Source organism: Bacillus sp. JJ722, assembly GCF_036963345.1.
Lineage (GTDB): Bacteria > Bacillota > Bacilli > Bacillales > DSM-1321 > Bacillus_AD.
In genome coordinates, this window is the sequence record NZ_JBALMO010000154.1 from 1 (window position 1) to 20,600 (window position 20,600).

Annotated in this window: 21 protein-coding genes; all 21 read right to left on the bottom strand. The window is 43.6% G+C overall.

Annotation, left to right across the window (positions count from 1 at the left end; genetic code table 11):
• Positions 1 to 485 (bottom strand): peptidoglycan-binding protein (locus tag V7014_RS18105; RefSeq protein ID WP_335508933.1); only part of this gene is annotated, 485 nt, incomplete at its 3' end.
• Positions 485 to 2,359 carry a hypothetical protein gene (locus V7014_RS18110; RefSeq protein ID WP_335508935.1) on the bottom strand — a complete coding sequence of 625 codons (1,875 nt, stop codon included), beginning with the start codon at positions 2,357 to 2,359 and terminating at the stop codon, positions 485 to 487. The genes V7014_RS18110 and V7014_RS18105, both read right to left, overlap by 1 nt.
• A 185-nt stretch (positions 2,360 to 2,544) precedes the next feature.
• Complete coding sequence (locus V7014_RS18115; protein WP_335508937.1) at positions 2,545 to 2,910, bottom strand: phage tail assembly chaperone; 366 nt, start codon at positions 2,908 to 2,910, stop codon at positions 2,545 to 2,547.
• Between the two features lie 65 nt (positions 2,911 to 2,975).
• A complete protein-coding gene (locus V7014_RS18120; protein WP_335508938.1) occupies positions 2,976 to 3,413 on the bottom strand; it encodes a phage tail tube protein in 438 nt (145 codons plus the stop codon).
• Between the two features lie 29 nt (positions 3,414 to 3,442).
• Positions 3,443 to 4,522 (bottom strand): phage tail sheath subtilisin-like domain-containing protein, encoded by a 1,080-nt coding sequence (locus tag V7014_RS18125; RefSeq protein WP_335508941.1) that lies wholly within the window; start codon positions 4,520 to 4,522, stop codon positions 3,443 to 3,445.
• Between the two features lie 4 nt (positions 4,523 to 4,526).
• Positions 4,527 to 4,787 (bottom strand): hypothetical protein, encoded by a 261-nt coding sequence (locus V7014_RS18130; RefSeq protein ID WP_335508943.1) that lies wholly within the window; start codon positions 4,785 to 4,787, stop codon positions 4,527 to 4,529.
• A 229-nt stretch (positions 4,788 to 5,016) separates the two neighbouring features.
• Positions 5,017 to 5,283, bottom strand: a complete 267-nt coding sequence (locus V7014_RS18135; RefSeq protein WP_335508945.1) for a hypothetical protein — start codon at positions 5,281 to 5,283, stop codon at positions 5,017 to 5,019.
• Positions 5,284 to 5,436: 153 nt separating this feature from the next.
• Positions 5,437 to 5,661 carry a hypothetical protein gene (locus V7014_RS18140; protein WP_335508947.1) on the bottom strand — a complete coding sequence of 75 codons (225 nt, stop codon included), beginning with the start codon at positions 5,659 to 5,661 and terminating at the stop codon, positions 5,437 to 5,439.
• Positions 5,662 to 5,753: 92 nt separating this feature from the next.
• On the bottom strand, positions 5,754 to 6,137 hold the full coding sequence (locus tag V7014_RS18145; RefSeq protein WP_335508950.1) for a hypothetical protein: 384 nt from the start codon (positions 6,135 to 6,137) through the stop codon (positions 5,754 to 5,756).
• A gap of 136 nt (positions 6,138 to 6,273) precedes the next feature.
• A complete protein-coding gene (locus V7014_RS18150) occupies positions 6,274 to 7,086 on the bottom strand; it encodes a N4-gp56 family major capsid protein (protein ID WP_335508952.1) in 813 nt (270 codons plus the stop codon).
• A gap of 57 nt (positions 7,087 to 7,143) precedes the next feature.
• The gene (locus tag V7014_RS18155) at positions 7,144 to 7,752 is read right to left on the bottom strand and encodes a hypothetical protein (protein ID WP_335508954.1); all 609 of its coding nucleotides are present in this window, start codon (positions 7,750 to 7,752) and stop codon (positions 7,144 to 7,146) included.
• A 49-nt stretch (positions 7,753 to 7,801) separates the two neighbouring features.
• The gene (locus V7014_RS18160; protein ID WP_335508956.1) at positions 7,802 to 8,635 is read right to left on the bottom strand and encodes a phage minor capsid protein; all 834 of its coding nucleotides are present in this window, start codon (positions 8,633 to 8,635) and stop codon (positions 7,802 to 7,804) included.
• Positions 8,632 to 10,101: a phage portal protein gene (locus V7014_RS18165; RefSeq protein WP_335508957.1), complete on the bottom strand. Its 1,470-nt coding sequence runs from the start codon at positions 10,099 to 10,101 to the stop codon at positions 8,632 to 8,634. The genes V7014_RS18160 and V7014_RS18165 overlap by 4 nt, the downstream gene beginning before the upstream one ends.
• Before the next feature lie 17 nt (positions 10,102 to 10,118).
• On the bottom strand, positions 10,119 to 11,885 hold the full coding sequence (terL, locus tag V7014_RS18170) for a phage terminase large subunit (RefSeq protein WP_335508959.1): 1,767 nt from the start codon (positions 11,883 to 11,885) through the stop codon (positions 10,119 to 10,121).
• A 257-nt stretch (positions 11,886 to 12,142) separates the two neighbouring features.
• A complete protein-coding gene (locus tag V7014_RS18175; protein WP_335508961.1) occupies positions 12,143 to 12,694 on the bottom strand; it encodes a recombinase family protein in 552 nt (183 codons plus the stop codon).
• A gap of 286 nt (positions 12,695 to 12,980) precedes the next feature.
• Positions 12,981 to 13,325, bottom strand: a complete 345-nt coding sequence (locus V7014_RS18180; protein WP_438824934.1) for a hypothetical protein — start codon at positions 13,323 to 13,325, stop codon at positions 12,981 to 12,983.
• A 292-nt stretch (positions 13,326 to 13,617) separates the two neighbouring features.
• Entirely contained in the window at positions 13,618 to 14,304 is a 687-nt protein-coding gene (locus V7014_RS18185) for a hypothetical protein (protein ID WP_335508962.1), read from the bottom strand.
• Between the two features lie 341 nt (positions 14,305 to 14,645).
• Positions 14,646 to 15,578 (bottom strand): hypothetical protein, encoded by a 933-nt coding sequence (locus tag V7014_RS18190; protein ID WP_335508964.1) that lies wholly within the window; start codon positions 15,576 to 15,578, stop codon positions 14,646 to 14,648.
• A 633-nt stretch (positions 15,579 to 16,211) separates the two neighbouring features.
• Complete coding sequence (locus tag V7014_RS18195; protein ID WP_335508965.1) at positions 16,212 to 17,447, bottom strand: hypothetical protein; 1,236 nt, start codon at positions 17,445 to 17,447, stop codon at positions 16,212 to 16,214.
• Positions 17,448 to 18,085: 638 nt separating this feature from the next.
• Complete coding sequence (locus tag V7014_RS18200; RefSeq protein ID WP_335508967.1) at positions 18,086 to 19,180, bottom strand: ParB/RepB/Spo0J family partition protein; 1,095 nt, start codon at positions 19,178 to 19,180, stop codon at positions 18,086 to 18,088.
• A 1,026-nt stretch (positions 19,181 to 20,206) separates the two neighbouring features.
• Complete coding sequence (locus V7014_RS18205; RefSeq protein ID WP_335508969.1) at positions 20,207 to 20,515, bottom strand: hypothetical protein; 309 nt, start codon at positions 20,513 to 20,515, stop codon at positions 20,207 to 20,209.
• Between the last annotated feature and the right edge of the window lie 85 nt (positions 20,516 to 20,600).

A 20,600-nucleotide genomic window follows, 5' to 3' on the forward strand; every position in this document is an offset into this window, starting at 1 on the left:
ACGACTGGCGGTCTCGGGTTTTTCTTCGGTTTTTTATTTTTATTGTTTCCGACCGTCTCTTCGCGAACAGTTAAGAATCGGTATTCCTTAAGCGCTAACGAAAAATAAACGTCGCCGGCGTGACCTGCGCGTTCTAAGTCGTACTCAAATTCCCGAATTGTGACCGCGTAATTAACTTTTGTGCCCGTTACGATAAAACGGATAGGGCGACGCGTGTCTCGCCAACGCTCGATTGTTTCAATGCATTCGTCAGGCGTAGGAAAGTCTGTATACGCGCAATATGTCGGATTGTACGTTTTCGGGAAGAACGTATTAAACGAAAATTCCTTTAACCCACGCTCGCCAAATATCGATACTTCGCCCAGACCTGCCACACTAACGTCCGTATGAGAAAACGGAGAGGAGACGGTCAATGACTCCGGATTTACCGGCAACCGCAATCTCTCTGCGTTGTTATTGTATGAAAGCCAAAATTCCAACGTCATTATGCTCCGCCCTCCCTCGCTTCACGTAATTTTTCTAAGAACCTATTCGCTATCTTATCGATGTCAGCTTCTTCGCGCACAGTAAATTGCGCGCCTGCGAAACTTACGCTGACTGCGCCCGTGCCTGATTTCCCGTCGCTTTCGCTATCGATTGTATTTGTGCGGTAGGTCTTTTTATCCGTGTAGTTATTGGTAACGATTGATCTCGGTTCATAATTTAACGGAACACTATTTGGCATACTTAGAGTCGCGATATTATTTAATCCGAGCTTATTCAGCTTCGCATTTTCTTCTGGGGTTAAAATACGTTCACCTTTATGAAGTCTCGCGATATACCCATTAAACGGAACATAGTTAAGCCCGCCCGCGTGAGAACCGTCTACCCAACCGGTAACTTTACTAGCTGCGCCGCTGATTGTACTACCGATAGAGGTCACCCAATCGGGCAATTCAAAACTTGTGATCGCGTCTTTAAAATCGCCGAAAGTGTCGCTTAAACCCTTAAAGAAATCAACTACCGGCTGAATCTTATTGACTCCCCACTCGTAAATGTTTCCGAAGACTTCTTTTGTTTTTCCCCACAACTCCCCAGCTTTGGCTTTAACGACATCCCAATTCTGATAAAGGCTGACTCCTGCTGCGACTACTAAGCCGATAAGAGTTGCGACAAACATTAATGGATTTGCTTTTAATGCTGCGTTAAGCCCTTTCGTTGCAATCGTTTGAAGTGTTGTGGCTACCGTTGAGGTTGTTAATGCTGTCTTAAAGAAATTAAATGCTGTTGTAACCATGCCTACAGCTTGCAACGTACCAAAAGCCGCGCCCAAACCAACTAATCCCGCAACGATAATTGATGAATTATCTCTTATCCACTCCAAGCCGGCTTTCAGTCCATCTAGTGCAGCTTTTGCAATTTCTACACCACCGACACTCTCGAACGCTTTCCAAATACCTTCGATCGCGATTTTTGAATCGTTAAAAACAGGAGTAAAAATCCCACTCATATATGAGCCGAACGCTGAAAAATTCTCGATTATTGCGGCAGTATCGATTTTACCCAACCACTCCGCCATTGACTTTAGTCCATTTATCACAGGCTCAAGTATAGGAGTCGCTAGTTGCGCTTTTAAATCTGTCCACGTCTGTTTCAAGTTACCTAATTGATTCGAGTAAGAGTTCGATTCCCGGCTCGCTTGTCCAGTCGCGCCCGCAGCTCCTTGCATGGATTTCGCGAACTCTAAACGAGCTACCTGTTTGCCCGCTTCGTCTAACGTCTTCCAGTCAAGGCTTAGATTCTTCGACGCCCATGCCGCCAGTTGCGTTTCATTAGCAAATAACCCTATCGCTTCCCCACCTTCGTAATTACCTTTGATGAAGGAGTTTAGAGCCGCGTTTGCATCCTCGTAGCTCTTATCATAGAATGCTGCCGCGTCGGCTGTTAGCGTAATTGCTTCGGTAGCTTTCGTCATCGCTTTTTGCGTATCCATTCCTAACCCTTTGAACATAGACGTCGTTTGCGCCATCGCAGGTTCTAGTCTCGTAGAAACCATGCCGAAGTCCTTGCCTAACGACTCGACTAACTTTCGAGCATCGCCTTCTACTTTGCCGAATACTTGGTCAAACTGTGCGCCGAGTGCTTGAGCATCCGCCGCAGCTTCAACCATACTTACGCCTAGATTCTTTATACTATCTACCGCGAAGTAACCAGCTAGCGCGCCCGCCATTGTTCTCAGCGATGATGAAAGTCCGGACACTTGGTTGTCAACCGCATCTACATTGTTCGACATACTGCTCATCTGCCTAGAAGCGTCGCGCATTCCTTGTACAAAGCCGCCAGTATCAATACGTAAAGCAGCCGTTAAATCATATGCCATGCGTTACCTCCTTCCTCGGCGCGCACGCCGTTTACTTTGCTCACGCTCCTCCGCTTCTAACACGAGTTGCATTGACGCGTAGATAAACGCGCGTTGTCTAGGTTCTTTCGCATATACCTCATCTGGCGGGATATGGTGGCGCTGAAATATCGCATGTAATATCGCAGCCTCACCCCCCGCCCTGATTAGTTTTTTGCTTCCCTCACCTGTTTGTTAATGTTTTTAAATCCGCTAACATTCATTATTTCTTGCTGTAATAGCGCGATTTCACCCGCAAACAATGCCTTTTGCACGCAATCTTCCGCCGTACTAACTTCGTACTTTTTGAGTAGTTTTGCGTCTTTAAAATCGACATTTTCACAAGACTTCGCGATAGCAATTGCACCGAATTTATACTCATCTAGTGAATTTCCGAATGAAGCTTCTTTCGTAATTTGTTGAATCTGTTTACCGTCAAGTGGTTTAATAACAAACGCCACCCCTAAACGATCAATAATTACTTCTTTCGTAACGTGTAAATCCGCTGTTAAAAGTGCTTGTAATGCATCCATATATTTCAACCTCCAAGAGTTAGTTTTCAAATTTAAAGCGAGCTACCCGAAGGTGCTCGCCTGCATTATGCCTGTTCAATTTTGTCTAACAATTCATAGCCGCTAAATGTAAAAGGAAGCTCGTCTTCAACAATTGCGTTGACTTCGAACTTCCCAAGTGGAATCTGGTCGAATTGTACACCCTTTAAACGGATGCGTTCCGCGCCAAATGATTCTGGATCAGCTAGTTTAAAAATCAATTCAGTGACATACGGCTTCCCATCATCTTGCGCGATAGAACCAATAAGCACGATAAATTCCGACGTAACTTTGTACATAGAAATAGAACCTGTGCCCGTCAAACTCGTAACCTTATGCCCAATCCAGCGTGTACCGGCTATTGGAACTTCTTCTTTATTTATCTCGACAATCGCCTCTGCCGACTTGGCATTCATAACCCAATTACCTTCGTGATATACAGTCCCGAACGTACCGTTTATTACTCGCGTAGTATCTAATGACATTCGTCTTTCACCGTCCCCTTTTCGTCTGATTAGACGTTAATAGTTAAGAAAATGCGTTCCATTGAATCAACTTCGGTATAACTAACCAAAAGAAAAACGCTATCCCCTTCGCTTTTGCGTTGTGGGTCTAGCGTTACAACTGGTTTCATCAATACGTTATTATTTTCTAATGTCTCTAAATAAGCTTTAACAGCACTTATCAGAGCCGCTTGCCCATCTGGGTTATTGTCAATTTTTCCGATATAGTTATCACAAGCAGTTTCAGCGATGTCGGTGGCTACCGCCTGTCTTGCGCGAGTTGTGCGAATCTTGCCACGTTTTTGTTCGTCAGATTTCGTCACAATACCTTGCTCAACCTTCACCTTACGGCCGTCGTGAACAAGTACCAGCGATCCGCTAGTTAGTGCCGTCTTAATCTCGCTATTTTTCAGTCGGCGCGTTACGTCAACAACCGGAATTTGTGAGTACGTAATCGACTTATTAATAGGAGTTCCCGCTATTAAACCCGCAATATATGAAGAAAATTCGCCGGATGATAGCTCAATGCCGTCGCTTAAAACGACTCCTGTTGTTAGATTGACCGCGTACAAGTCCGCTAGACGAATTGATCGCGCGTTTCCGTCCTCTGGGTTTTGATCCTCGGCTGCCGTGCCACCAAATACTACCGTAAAGTGTTTACCATCTTCTCGGTTGCGTTTACACCAAGCTAAAGTGTTGTCTTGCTCCGATGCGCTGACTTCGTTAGGGTATACAAATACGTTAAACGGTCGCGCCTCAAAGGCATCGCGCAAATCGATAAACTGCTGTTCGTTTGTTTCGGGCACTTGTTGAGCAGGTACAGCGTATACTAGCACTTCTTTTGCTCCGCCTTGTAACACGCGTAAAACTGCGTCATTGTTTGCCCCGCCTAATACGTCGGTGGCTTCTTTTTCATTTTCGAAAGTGTAAAATTTACCCGCCGTGGCAGTAGTATCGTAATTGAAAACAGGAATGCCGACTATACCTCGCGCCCCACCTGTTATCTGAGCAATTGCCGCCTCTACGAAATTGATATAAATACCAGGTCGTATTGGCAGGGACGTAGTATCCCAAGTTCCACCGTTACTCATTAAATCACTCCTTTAGGTTTTTATTGCATTGCGATTGTGTAAACTCTTGATTAACATCAAAATAAACATTCTCGATTTTTTCATAAGTTGGCTGCGGTCTTAATACGCGCAAACTAACTTCCAACATACCGATGATCGCGTGAACGCCTTGTGTCTCCGTTTTGAATGGTTTCGATAACGAAAAAGACTCGATACGTAAGTACCGAGCCGTTCCGTTAATAGGTATTTGGTGTGAGTTATTCATTGTTTGCTCAACTTTTGTCATTTTACTAAGACAATCAAGCGCACTTTCTCCGAAATAAACTAACTGTATAGTGTGGTTAAGTCGATAGGTAGCGTTGGTTTCGGTAGTGCTATTACTTAACTCGAAATCAATCGCGATAACATTACCGGAATACTCTTTTTGCATACCTTGGAGGTCAAAAGAGACATTAAGTAGAATTGGCGCGATAAAGTTTCGTATACTCTCAATTTCGGTCTTAATATCTACCAAATTACCATCCCTCTCGTCTCAATTCTTCCTCAATACCTTCCTCTATCCAACGTAACCATTCACTTTCGGATGATTCTGCCGGCTTGTCTATAAATTTCTTTTCAGCGCCAGAAAGGCGTAATTTCTTACCGCCCGCGTCCATTTCGTGAATGTAGTAACCGTAATTAAAGCCATCTTGACTTGCGTTTGCCGTAACAATAACTTCGGAATCTAATCCGCTAACTTCTAGCTCGCCGTTAATTTGATCGCGTAAGTTTCTTTTTTTCAAAGGCGCGACGTCCCTAGACTCCTTGACCCAGTCGTCTTTGACATCGTCTAACCCTTGTCTAGCTCCTCTTGCGGCGGAAGCCGCCGACTGATTAAGTGCTTTAGCCAACCCACTCAAATCTAAGCTAAATGATTTCGCCATATTACCCCTCCATTACGCGTAGACGACGGTTAGTGCCGGCTTGCCCGTAATCATACGCACTACTTCTATGCGGATAGGTTCACGTTTTACTACGTTTCCTAATTCGTTAGTGAATTCAATCACATCGCTATAACGAACATCTGCGAGCTTGTCTAATGTGATTTCCATTCCTGCAACGACCTCCGCACCTAGTCTATTTTGTACGACTTGTGACGACTCATCGACACGACATTTCAAATTGAATACCTCCGGCGTTCCGCCTTCGCCCCACTCATTCGGCTCACCTTGACGCGTTACTTTTATGGACTGCTTAAGTGGTAAAAGGGCCATTAGCGCACCGACCTTCCGATACGCCTACGTGGCTTCGTTACTTCACCGTTAACCTCGGCAATTAATTCGTCTGCTCGTTTCGGGATTAATTGTTCTAATTCTGCGCTATCACCTGCGAATGAGAACGATATACCTTTAACGGAGAAGCTATTAACACCGTAACGTTGCATTTTGTACGTATCACTAAATACGATTGCCAGTATCGGCGCGAACTCATAGACAGCAGTGTCCGGTATCTCATACTTAGGATATTTACTCTTAAGCGTCGAGTCGGCAACGTTAAGTATCCGTTGCTTTTTCGCCTCGTCTGTTTCCGTCCAATCGTCAATGTCGATTACATTTTGCGCGATATATAAATCCGCGTCAGTTATATTAACCGTCATGCTTTCGCCTCCTTATTTTGCGGAGGCTTTTTTAGCTGGCGCCTTTTTCGGCTTTGCCTCCGGTTTCTTTTCCTCACGCGACATTTCTGCTTGTTGTTTATTCCGTTGAATTGTCATGTGTATAAGCATCCCCATATTAGGCACCCGCTACAGTGATTTTTATTACTTTAGAATCATCGTATAAGTGAGCTGCGAAGTGCTGGTCGCCTGTTATTACAGTTTCTTTCGTTACGATGTTGCGATCCGACTCAACAAATGCGTCACGCTTCATGTACAATTTTAAAGCCCCTTTTTTAACGATATATGCAGTACCTTCCGCAAGTTTATTTGAGCGTACTACTTGCGCACCTAAAACTTCTCCAAAAGTACCGGTGATTAGGATTTGATCTCCTAACTCAGATGGGCGTACCCAATCTTGCGCTACTGCTTTACGTAGTTTTAACGCGTCTTTAGGATTCATAAAGAGAACCATAGAACCTACAATGTCGCTCTCATCGTTGAAAAGTGCGATTGCGTTATCTACTGTGTCGAGGTTAAATTCGGTTGCAGGGTAGTTAATCGGTGCTGTTGCAATGGCTGCCAGCACTTCGTTATCAATGCCTGCTGCTAATGATTTAAGGATTTGACCTTTCGATTGTTCTACCGGGTTGCCTAGACCAGACTGTGCACCTTCGTCAGTAATCGCAGTACCTTTTGCAACCTTCTTAATTGTCGCTTGGTCTGTCACAGTAGTTATTTGCGTTAAATCGATTGGTTGACCTTCTGCGACAACTGTAGCATCACCGATATAGTTAAACTTAGGAACGGTTACTGTATTGCCCGGCTGCCCTTGTAATGTGTAGTCAATCTCTGCGATAGGTGAGAATTTAATAGCCTTTGGAAGCTCGGCTGAAATCATATCCTGCATTACCTGTGGATTTACTAAGTTTTCTAGTTTTGTTTGTGCCATAAATTAAAACACTCCTTGTTTATGTTTTTGGGTAAAATAAAAACAAGCAGGGATTTCCTACTTGTTCAACTTGTTATATAGTTCGGGGTTACTTTCGAAAATTGCTGTCCTCTCTTGGTAGCCAAGTTTTTGAAATTGTTCCTTAGTCATAGTTGTTTTGGTGGTTTCTCCGTTAGTCTGAGTACCAACCGGCTTCTGTTCTTTCTTGCCGAATAATCCTTTTGCTTCAGCTTTGTTAATCCAACTAAGCTTCGCTTCCGGCGTAAGGTTGTCCGGAATTAAATCATGAAATTCTTCTGCAATTCCTTCAAGCTTTGACTTTAATAACTCGCCGACAACGCCCTCAAGCTCCTTATTGCGCGCCTCTAATGTATCGTGCGTTGACTTAATACTTTCGTATAACTGCTTAAACTCGCCCGCCTCTTCTTGCGCTTTCGTTTCTGTCGCTTTTTGTGCGGACATAATCTCGTCGAGTTGTGCCTGCACTTTTTTATAACGAGCGTTAACTTCGTCGAATCTAGTTTTCGGGATCATGTGCTCTGGCTGTTTTTCTGCCGATATTTCCGTGTTTTCCGTCGCGTCCGACGAGGTATCAGCTTCTTCTCCATCCGCGAAGTATTGTAAGTTCAACGATAATAAACCTTCGATTGTATTAATAGTTTTCATATAATATCCTCCTTCGTGTTTTACGAGCTACGCCTCGAATTTTTAATAGTTAAGCATATCTTTCCGGCTTTCTTACAACCGATAATGTGTGCTTGCAGCATGGGTGAAATAACTGCCTACGTGGTACGTCGCCGACATACGTATAGTCGCCTGGCGCATCCGGCACTAATTTCAACACTTTGCCCTCCCACTTTGCACAATCATCTTTCGCCCCGTGTCTCGAAACAACACCGTAAAGAGCGCCACGAGAAACGCCTTCATTAATGGTAGACTCTCGGTGCGCTTCCATCATTTTCGTACGAACTAATACATCTACGTAATGAGAAGGGCGCCATCTACGTCCCGCACTATCAATAATTGCACTATTTAACGATGCGCCTAGTTCCTCGCGCAACCCCGCCATAATATCGCGCGATAACGACTGAGTTCCGTTGATGCCTCGCGTTAAATTGGCACGCATAACCTCAGAACTAACCTTTCTTACACTAGCGCGCACCTTCTTATTAACGTTTTGTGTAACCGCCAATAGGTCGGCTTGTGTATCGGCAATTGCGGACTCTACTAGCGCCTTGTTAATCTTATTAAAAGTAACGATTGCCTCAGCTTCAGCGACGGACGATACGACTTCAAGCGCCAAAATAGCATTAACAATACCATCTTGAACGGCTTTTTCGAGGTGTAACGCAGCCCAATCACCTGCTGTTACGTCTAGTTGAGCGAGAATTTCCGCGATAGACTTAAGTGTTGCTAATTGATTTGCGCGCGTAAAATTGTCTAAATCAACACGTTCAAGCTCACGCAATACTCTATCGAACGCAGATTCGTAAGCTTTTATAAGTTTCGCAACATCATAATCGTAGTTTGGTTGTGGTGGCTGCATCATTCAACCGCCTCCGGTTCATTAAAAACGGAGCTTTTAACGGTGCTTGCCGCTGCCTCCTCATCTTCAATACGCTTCAACTCCGCCCTTGCTTGCTCCTCAGTACATTCCTGCAATTCCATAATTGCGGTCAATTGTGATTTCGTAGGCTTGCCGCCTGTTCGAATGTTCGCGATAGTTGCCTGCTCCATTTCGTCATTAGGTAAGCCGTCTTGGAACTTGATTTTTGGAACAGTGATTTCATAATCGGGCGTTTCTTCAGCTTGCGCGTGTTCCAATTTTTGCGCGATCGTCAAAACTTCTTTAAGCGCTCTATCATAATATTGACGTTTACGATTGACTTTCGAAATTAAGCTATTCATTCGCCACTTGATAGAAAATCCCGATGCGCCTGACGTTCCACTATCACCTTTACCCAGCGCGATTGGCGGTAATTCCGCGACAGATAAGATTTGATCGATTACTAAATCAACAGAACGAAATGCACTGTCAAGCTGCCCGTTCCATGTGATGTATTGCGGAGTAACCTCTTTTCGATCCATAACCTCGAATACTTTATCCCGTCCCGCACGGAATATCGGCTCTCCATTTTCATTCTCGATGAGCGTCCCTTCAGGTACAACCATTAACGGGTCGGAGTGCTTGTCTAAGATTTCCGCAATCTTGGACAACCGATTATCAAGTTCAGCGAACAACGCTAGGTTCTCCGTTAAGTCGTCGATTCCATTCCAACTATCATCTAACGAGTAGTTCGCCACATGTACAATAAGAGGTTCTAATATACCTGTACTCACTGTTTCACGGTCATCCGGTAATTGTTTAACAATCTTCCACTCGATGATGGCGTTCTCGTAGTCCGCGTAACTGAATGGCTCGATTTTATATTTCGAGTATTCAATCCGCCCTGGATAGTGCGACTCAATATCTAGTTCCCATTCTTCATCGCCTGTCCCTTCGACTACTTGAGGAACTGCGATATGATACGCATAAATGGTATTACTGTCGCCCGGCAATGTTTCAGGGAATACATACTCAGCTCGTTGAGATTCGATAAACACACGGAACGGGTCGATTGTTGCAGGCTCGTGCCCGCCATATTTCTGACCCCACCGAATCTTATAGAATGAATCACCGCGAAAGGCGTTTGCTTTAGCTGATTCATAATTAGTTGTGTTAAGTCCGTTTTCTTCAACTAAACGCTCTATTGCCTTTTGTTCTTTCGAATTATCATCCTTACCCGCGCTGTAGATAGGCGTCTCACCGAAAAGGAAGTCCGCTGATTTCTTACAAATAAGTCCCGGCAAGTTTACCGCGATATAAGCTGTTGCGCGTTGCGGGTCAGATAATGAATCCGTAGGAAAAACTTTAATGTGCTCCCCAAGCGCCGTTAATTTATTGATTCTATAGCGATCAATACGTTCTTTATGCTCAATTGGCGGATAATAGCCGCCTACTTCAAACAGTCCCAAGCTACCGACCTCCTTACTTACATATTTGCAGGCTTTTTACTGAATACTTGTCGTCGTTTCCCACTCCCAATCTGATCGACCACGCCAGAAAGTGCGTCAGCAAGGTCGTCATGTTTCCCGTCAGGAAATTGTTCCAATTGTTCTAGTAATAAGCTGTGTTTTTTATTGAAACGCAAAAAACCACTTTCACAGATAGGCTCTAGCGCTTCGATACGCTTTTCTTTATTCGAGCTGTAATGTGTAATTGGTTTTAATTTAGTACGAAATATTCTTTCTTTCGATAAACGTTCGCGCAATTGCCTGTAGAAATCATGACCAACACCGATAGTCTCTATCAGGAATACACGGTGCTCATATTCTTTTATTTTATCGACTGCTACGTTAAGCGCCTCATGTGCCGGGCACTTCTTAGCCCAAGCATCCTTAATGAATATTACGCCCGTAGTTCGGTTAATTCCGACGGTAACAATCGCGTTATAATCGGATCGTGAACTCTTTCCTGTCGCGATATCCCAAAACGCGTAATACTCTAATGACATTTCGCGTCCGTAAGTGTCGAGTAAATCAGATTCGTCATAATAACGGAATGTCTCAGGGTCGAAAATTTGCGACTCTTCGTCGCGTGGCTTGTTTTGATACTCGGTATTAAACGCCTTTGAACCGTGATTCCATTTCCACGTATACAAGCGCCAAATAGGCTGCGCTTCTTCCCAAAGAACCTCGACACCTTCGTCCATTTGCTCGCGATTCGCCTCGTAAAACTCTCGTGCCTTACTTTCGCGCTGTTTCTTTTCGAGTGTAATATCGTTATATATACTTCGGCATTGCTCCCACAAATCATTACGAACCGGCTCCTCGATAATTGCGGAGAATAGCGTCGCATTGAAGTCTGGGTCGTTATGAATAACGTGATTAAGCAACGAATCGATATGAACTATTGTTCCCATGTAAACGAAAGCCGTTCGCTTCCCTTTCGCGTCACCTAACGGAATCACTGACGAGCTAAACCACTCTTTCAACTTCTCGCGTTGCTCTTTCGTCGATGCATTACCACCCGGACGCGCATCTTCTAAGTCGTCACAGACAATTAAATCCGGTCGCACGCCGTTCCAGTTACGCCCACGAATAGCTCCGCCGGTCGATGCCGCTTGCACTAACGCAAGGTCGCGCTGCTCCTCTCCGCGTTGCTCCCACGCGATAAACTCCATCGAGTTATCTTTCTCGTTTCCTTTAGGCGAAAGCAATGGCCCGAAATCTTCGCGCAATTTCTTATTCGTTTTAAGTTGGCCACTTATCCACGATAAGTTAGCCGCAGCAACATTCGGAGTCTCCGAGATAATCATGATATAACGACGTTTACGATATATAACCTCGCGCAATGGAGTGGCACGCGATAAATACGTACTTTTCCCGTGCGATCTAGGCGCCGCTACCGCTACCTTACCATTCGTATTCACGTTTGATATGTCGTCTATAATGCCACAAATCTCACGGTGAAATGCTACGGCGTCTTCCGCCTTAATAACGTCAAAGCCGTCCCAGTTCCCTAAGTTTTCGGGATTGCCACTTTCGGAAAAATACTCGATACAGAAGTACATAAGGTCATCTTCCGCGCGATGTATTCGTTTCAAGCGTTCAAACTCATCGATATGCTCCGCTAACTCTTCGTACTCTGAATCGAGCAACGTGCCGTCTTTCTTTCGTTCAAGCATCGCGCCAATAAGCTGCGAGTATGTGTCGATTAGCTCTGCTCGCTCGTCCCGTTTAATCCATTTTCCGTTCACCCATGCGATAGCGACCGCCTCCTTTTTGCTTGTTTTTTACGTCGGTTTAGCCGTTCTGTACGCGAAAGGTATAATTGCCCTCGGCGATGGTTCAAACGTCTAATAGCCTTTGATTTTACGCAATTTCAAAAGTTAAAATCGGTGCGCGCATTTAAAATTCACTAGATGCAGAAATTCGGGATGGGGGTGGGGGTGTGCCGGGGGTCAGCCGTTTTCGCGCAAAAAGAAAAAGCCGTAGCTCATTCGCCCGACTTCGTTTATTTTCGTTTATTTATTTCTTTATACAACAACGCTTTACTTATTCCTGTTGCTTCTGTTATCTCGCGAACAGTTGCTTTGCCTTCGTCATACATCGCCAACGCTTGCGTTACTTTATCTGCGTCAGCTTTAGGACGTCCGCCTTTGCGCCCTCTTGCGCGTGCTGCTTGTAGTCCTGCTTGCGTACGTTCTATAATCATATCGCGCTCTAGCTCTGCCATAACACCTATCATCCCGAACATAGCGCGCCCCATCGCCGTACTCGTATCTAGTTGTTCGCGTATACTAACTAACCCTACGCCAAGCTCCTTTAGTATATCCGCTACTTCGTACAGTTGCTTAACACTACGCGCCAGTCTATCGAGCTTATATACGATAAGGGTGTCGCCAGGTCTTAGCGCTTCTAACATTCGGTTTAATTCGGCACGATCCCATTTACCGCCACTTTCCTTTTCGGAATAGATACGCTCAACGCCCGCCTCTTTTAACGCGTCCATCTGTAAATCTAACGATTGGTCTTTCGTACTTACCCTCGCATATCCTATCTTCATAATTACCGCCCCTTTAGTTTCGTTACTTAAATAGTACACAAAACGTATGGAAACGTCAACTATGATTTATAAACGCGTAAATAAACTAACGTATGAGTTTATAGACTAACTTAATTGCATCGATTTTACAGTCTTTTTAATAACCGTTTTGTAGACGGTCGCAGAGCTGAAAAATTTCGGACAGGTACGCGCCGAGAGCTTGCAGCCGATGTAATCGCCTTTATTTATCGCGATACACAACGACTTACAATAGCTCATCCGAGTCTCTTCTTATTATATGGCGCCATTACCTACCGTCTGTAGATTTGCTTTCATACTGCGCAATCTTAGCCTTAATGTCTTCGATAGAATGTCCGCCATTCTCACTCGTATTAACCTCGACACGATCCGTTAGCATATCGTTAGCAGTCAAGATAAGCTTCGCAGCCGCAGCATTACCCGTTTCAATTGCGTTATCAATCATCGCGCCCATTAGCTCAGGCAATCGGTCTTGAGTGTTCCGTACAATCTGACGCTTTAACTCTCGCTCAAATAACGTGTCTTTACGCCAGTTACCAATTGTATTAACGTGAACACCGCACTCCTTTGCGATTTCTTCATACGTCTTGCCCCCACGTTTCGGGAGCGCCAAATACTTAATTGCGAGGTGGTGTTCTGCGCCAAGTGATTTGAGTGCCATCATTATTCCCCCTTCTATTCTTCTTCGAATAATCTCTCGCGTCCTTATATCTTTATATCTATTATCGCGATATCTCTTATATAAAACCTGTTCGCGCCAAGTGAATGAGTTTACGAATGAGCTTGCGCAAATATAAATCTTTATATAGTAAGTATTTATAAAGTAAATATTTATACTGCACGGAATCAGTGCGTCGAACTCACTAAAACAGTGCGTCGAACGCACGGAAATAGTGCGTCGAGAACTAAAGCCAAGCCGTTAACTCATCATTAACTAGCGTTTCGGCTTCGTCCTCCTTCGAAAAGTAATCTTCTCTTATTTCGTAAATGTTAGGAAAGCCTCCGAAACCATGTCTAGCAATAACTTCGCCACTCTCGTTATAAAAGTTTTGGCAATCCGCAATAGTGAATACTTCTGCATGGTGGTATAAATCTAGCGCCTTCCAATTCTCGAAATACTCTTTCGTTACTCCAGTCATTCCGCGATCACCTTCCGTTATTTCTGCGTATTCGGCTTCGTCCTTCTTCGGCTTCTTAATATTTCTTTCGTACATTTTAGTCGCCTTTTCTTCGTATGCTTCTACTTGTTCCGCATATTTCGCGCTAAATTCTTGCGCATCAGTAATCGGCGCGTAAACGTAGTAAATATCGTTACTACCAAAGCTACCATTCTTACGCGACACACACTTAATCAGTCCGTATTTCTCTAATACTTTCGCGAGCTGTGCCGGCTTATTGATTCCGTAGTTTAATCGTAATGCAAGGTCGGCTTTCGTCGGATAAGCGTAGCCCTCGCGCTCGTTATAGTACGACATTAATACCATGTACATCGCGATATGATCGCCTTTAAAATCGTCAAGCTTCGTATATAATTGAAATAGCGCGTTATGCACCATCGTAAAGTCCTTAGTTGGTTCGAATGGTTTCGTCATTTAACATTTCCCCTTTGAATTATCGATTTAAATTAACGGTTGGAACTTAAATTACTTCGCTGGACTAGCCGCCGCATACTCGGTAAGTAGCGCGTTCAGTTCGTCCGTGCGACGATATAAACGAAATTTATTTAACGTAGTTTCATGTAGCCCTGCGCAAATGTAGCGCTGACCGTTCCTGCGTAAGAAATCGTGTAAATTCGTAGAATAACAATAGAAAAATTCGTTCATATAAAATCGCTCCCTTTAATTAACGTAAATTAGTTGCGCGCCAAGCTCCCCGCCGAACATAATTGCGTAGTTGACGCGCCCTTGCTCCTTACTTGCCTTTATGCCATAAGTTAGGTATTTTTACGGATGCTCCTACGCCACAATTTAAGCGAGTCGACATCGCCGTCCGCCTCTATTTCGTCAACTGTTAGTCGTGGATTCGCGAAGCACCAATAATAAAAAGCACGGTACTCATCGACTGTGAGTCCGCACTTATCAGCTAAAAACGTTATTAATCTATTAAATTTCGGCTTGTCAATATCGTCGCGCCCCTTCGCCCATTCGAATAGGTTGCGCGCTGACTTTGAACTATTTAGTGAGCCAGCCATCGGGTAACAGTTCCAATATATTGTGCCTCCGTGTCCAATCTTTATAGGCAAGGCGTGCTCTAACGTAACGTCGTCTGTTTCATCGGTTAAGACACATGCGCCTCCAAATATATCGAGCGTGTCCAACCACTGCTCGTCCGTTAAATCACCAGGCAATGCAGCTTCCTTTGCGCGCCTATTGTGTCCGTAGGTTTTGTATCGCTCTGGGTACTTTGCCCACGCTTCCTTCATAATACTCCAACTACATTTACGGCATTGTGTACTCAGACCGTCCATAGCACTCGGCACTGAGTAATAGTCGGCACGTTCTCGCCAACCATCGCATTTAGGGCATTTCTTTCGGATACATGAGCCGTTTTCATCGTATTCACGCTCGGCTTTAGGTTTGATCGGTCGCTTTTCTTTCCCGTACACATTCTCGCCCTGACTATTCGCATGAACTCTCTTTTTCTCGCAGCTTTTGCAATACGATCGTTTCTGCGCGAAGCCTTTAGCGCATCTACTGAAACTATCTAACGGTAACATTTCTCCACAAAGCCCTCCGCAACGTTTCGCGACAACTTCGCCCGTCTCAGTTAGTAAATGTTCACATTTGCGCGTTGCTGGAATTTGTGTCAGCTCGGCGCCTGTTTCGCTGTCAAACCATTTACCTTCGTTACTTTGAATTATCTTCATAAAATTAGCCCCCTTATTTTTGAACGCAAAAAATCCCCAAAAAAAAATTCCGAGGATTTGCGTATTTACTATTGAATTTTCATGTGTTATATTAGATATTAGAAAAGTTTACCCTCTTCAATTCGAGAAACGAAAAAATAAAACTCCCTCTCAGCGTCTATATAGCAGACTAAAAAGCATTTTAGGTAGTACCATACTCTATAAATGTTTTGAATTCCTCCGTGGGTATGGATAGTGTACATACCTTTCGGCGTCTATATAGGTAACTAAATACAGAAAATATGGTATTAAAAATCAATTTTCGTCATATATTCGTATAATTTCCCCTTCATAATACATAGATACGAAATCAGTTAAAAGTAAGCCGTCACTTAAAATATTCCTTCACTATATAAGATAGATTAGGTGGTACTTTGACCCCCTATTAACTAGAAAAATTCACGTTCCCACCTATAGGTGTCTAAAACGGAAAATGGCGCATTAAACTCCCCTTCATAGTGCATAGATAACTAAACGTGTTTTATGCCCCTACTTCGCGTAAATTTCAACTAAATTATTGCCCACCATATTGGCGAGCGTTAGTTGTCTGTACTATACAGACCGTACTAATCCGAAAAATGGAAGGTGTTTGAATTAATTATCGCGCAAATCATGACGTATTCCATAAGCATTCAACGACATCACCTTGTACTCTTTCGGCTCATACTGAAGTTCACGCTGAACCTCACCTTCTTCGCTATACACTCGGCAAGGCTGCGTCTTCTTAAATTCCTTGTGAGCCTCCATCCGCACCAATATATCCGGCGTTATCTCCGTTGATCGTAACGGCATTGGCTCTGTGCTTTGGTCGCGCTCAATCTCCGATTCTATTCGTTCGACCTCCGTCAAAATCATGTCATAAACACGGTATAATAAGCTCGATTCCAGTACCGCAACCTTACCGCCGAGAAATGCGCTAAAGCCTCTTGTAGCCTTCAAATCGCCAGCAAAAACGTCATATATACGGTCGGTAATGTCTTCGCCATACTCGCGCTCCTGCTTTCGAATCCATTCCGATAGTTGTGCGTTCTGCTCCGTCAAGTTTTCGTCCGATTCAACTATCGCAATAAACTCACGTAAGCTCTCTAAACGCTCCTTCAACGTGAAGGTTCGTCTGCTCAACTTCGACTCCGGACGTTCACCCCACGCCTTCAACGTGCGCTCACATATACGCTTTTTGATCCGGTCGAGGTCGCGTGGCTGCATACCGACAATCTCAGCAAAGTCGCGCTCCTCCACATAATCGGAATCCTTTGCGAAATCCATGCTCGTAATAGCGTCGATAAATTCGTTTTGACGGGCGGTAAGGAACTCGTATCTGTTGGCGCGAAACCATTCGAGGAACGGCAACGGCTGCGCTTCGCCCTGTGGACTAAAAAACGACGTCGTTGCACCGTCGCCCACTGTGCCGATAATTTCGCCCGACTCATCGTAAAGAGGACGGTCAGTCGAATCGAAATCAATTTTTACTAGCGTTTTTCCGCCCGTTTCCGGATCATATAGGCGCTTTGTATCTGGGTTAGCTATTACCGGCAACTCGTGTTCAAGTCGTTTACATACCGCCAATACTGCGCGATTAAGGTTGAGTTCGTCAGAGCCGTCGATAACCTCGTCCCAACTTGCGCCGTCTGCTAGTTTGAACGTTCGTAACGCCTCCCAGGCAATAGAAAAAGACGAACCAATTAGCTCGCCTTCTTCAAAACTACCATATCGCGATAGTGACGTCACAAGTCCGAATACTGTGCGCTTGATTTTCGGATGCTTTGGGACATAGTTGCCGCCTTGATTTTCGAAAAGCACCTCGTCTAGTAATCTTGTAATTTCGTTCATGTACATCGCTCCATTTCAATTAAATTTAGACATTAAAAAAGGAGCATCCGTTTATTCGGAAACTCCTGAAAATACTCTACATATATAAGGCAGACATTTTGGCACTTTGTAACCCTACTATTTTAAAAATATCTACCTATAAGGTATAGCCAACTAAGTCTCAAAATTACCCCTCCGAAAAGTATAGCCACGAAACTACTAAAAATACCTCCTATGAAGGCTAGATAACTAATAAGACGCCAGTCCCCCCTATAAGTTAATACGTAACGTTTTGACGTTTTTGCCCCCTATTAATGTAAAGCAGCATATGAGATGTTTTCGGTACTATCATTCTTAAAAATATAAGCCGTACTACGCGCAAAATAACAAGCCTCTTCTCTCCCTTATACGCGACTGCCCTCTATAAAATAAGCCGTACTAACTACTAAAAGTAAGTTATCTATTGCGCATAAGCCGCAAATGAGTAAAAATATAACCATTCCGCCATAAAGTCCGTACTAACTACGAAAATATGGACGAATTTACATCTCATCCCTCGCGAAGCCCACAAATAAAAAGAGCTCGCCAACATGACGCTGGCGAGCGTTTTTAATATCTTCTGTCTAATACGTATAGCCGTACTAACACGAAAAATACCCCTATTTTATTTTCCCAAATGTGTCACGCGACACAATATAATCAAAAAATTCCGTAGAATCCATATTACGGATTTTATTCGCTTGATCTATTAACGCCCTACTCGCTTCCCCCTTCTCCATTTCCGCCGCATCATCATATGCTTTCGCTAATCCGATTTGCGCCTCATCAATCTTCTGAAGGTTTTGCTTAATAATAATCTCGCTAGCCTTCAGTAGTTTTTGCGCCCACAATTCGGACAAATCGCCCGGGTATTCGAAAATCTGTGCTTCTATGTTCTCAAACTTAGCATATATCTCTGACTTTTTAGCTCCTTTTGGTAGTTCTCTAATTTCAGAGTCGGTCAAAAATTCTAAATGATTTTCAGTTATATCAGTAATACTAATGTTTAATTCACGGCAAACATCTAAAGACACCGGATTTTCTTCTTGATATTCTTTGAACACACGTAAAATAGAAATCAACATTCCTCGTAATACCTTATCCGCCCAATGTTTCACATCGTTAACAGAAATCTTATCGACATCCTTGAAGTCGTTTATAAATAAAAACTGCGCATATTCAAACGGCTTCTCGTTTTCAGTTTCACCAGGCAAGTCATTACGTAATTTTAGAATTTGTTTAGCGTGCCCCTCAGCTAATTTCCCCGTAGCAAGCATATCCTGAATTTCCGGAATTAACTTAAGTAAGCGCAATCTACTCGTCACATAAGTACGACTCTTGCTGACCTTTTTTCCTATAGCTTCATGCGTATACCCAAGCTCAACGTACTTCTTAAACGCCTGTGCCTCTTCCATCGGTGTCAGTTGCTCGCGCTGAATATTTTCTATAACAGCTAGGTGGAACGCGTCCTCTTCCGTTAATTCTTCAATGAACGCGCTGATCGTATCTAGTCCAGCTAACTTACTGGCACGAAAACGGCGCTCGCCTTGTACAATTTCGTAGCAATCGCCGGCAGGTCTTACTAGAATAGGAGATTTTAGACCGTCACTTTCAATCGAGTCAGCAAGCTCCTGCAAGCGTTCCTCGTCGAAATGCTTTCGCGGTTGGTTCGGATTAGTGATAATTTTCGAAATTTCTAGTTTAGTTACTTCCATTGCAAGCACTCCTTTGTGTGTCACGTGACACATGTTAATTACAATATTGCCACAGATTACTATTTTAGGAAACTACCTTAACTCAATCTGCATTTCGTTCGAAAGGATACGCACAATATGCGTACCGTCGTGCCTAGCTTTCCATCTCCCCCCTCAATTTTTTCAACCGTAACATTTGTTACAGTTGAATTTTCTTCGCACCACCTATCGTCTTAACCGATACCTGCTTTTTTTGCTAATTCAGACGCCACCTTACCAGCTTTCGGATAGACCAAATCTGGGCTTACCGCAACACTCCCGAACTGTGACATTTTTTTCTTTCAACCGCCATCTGCTTTTCTTCCTCGTAGTACAACCTAATAACAATCGCAGCTTTCTGTCCCGGCTTTAAATCGTCACGACTAAGCTTTGTTTCTGCGATATAATCCCGCGCAAATAGACGTCAAAATTACGTCGCTTATACTTTACAGTCGAAACAGCTAGGAAGGCTAAAACGCCGTGAAAATCAAGGGATTTTATAGTCGCCCTTCGCAGGACATCGAATATCTATTATTTAATTGATCCGCCCGAAACTTTTGGTGATTTTTGAAGGGAGGGGATGCAAATTACGGTAAGGGCGCCCCTCACAGTTTGAAGACAAACTATACTCATTTAACTAAACTTATTTATCTAAACTAAAAGATTGCACCATCGCTCCTTTTAGTCACTTGGCGCGAACATACTTTATAAAAGAGTATCCTTTTAATAAAATAACCTCGCGAACCTGAAATGAAATGGAAGGTTTGCAATCTTTTATCTTGTTAATATTGGTTCTTCTTAATTAATAGTTCTTCTTAGTGTCAAAAACTACTATGTACGTATTTACTGACACCGCAAAGTACTTATTCTTTTTAATTAAGTCTTTTTATATAGTTCTTTTTCATATACGGATGCGAAGATATAAAGTTACTGACACGTAATTCATCTCTACATCAAAGTAACTTAACAAAGCCCGCCATTATAGCGAGCTCCACTTCCTATTTATTGTTATTTACCTTTAACAAGCCATTCCTCGTAGACATCAATTCCTTCGGATGTAATAAGAATCATGTGATTAAATTTAGCGCCAGGAGCCTCTGATACCATAACGCACCTCTTTTTAATATAGCCCTTATCCTCTAGATATTGATAAGCACAGGCATTCTCTGCTTTATTCCCTTCATATTCTTTCCGTGAGATTCCAGCCTTACCGGGTATATGCCACGCCTCATATAGCTCTCCAAGTAGACCCATTCTCAACTTTTGACGATCAATCACCTTTACACACTTTTCTCCCATAAGTTCTTTAAGTTCCATTCCACTCGCTCCCTTTATTCGTATTTTTATATAATCGCAGTTGCCCGCGTTGAAACCGTATTAACTTTCGCGACACTCTCCCGCC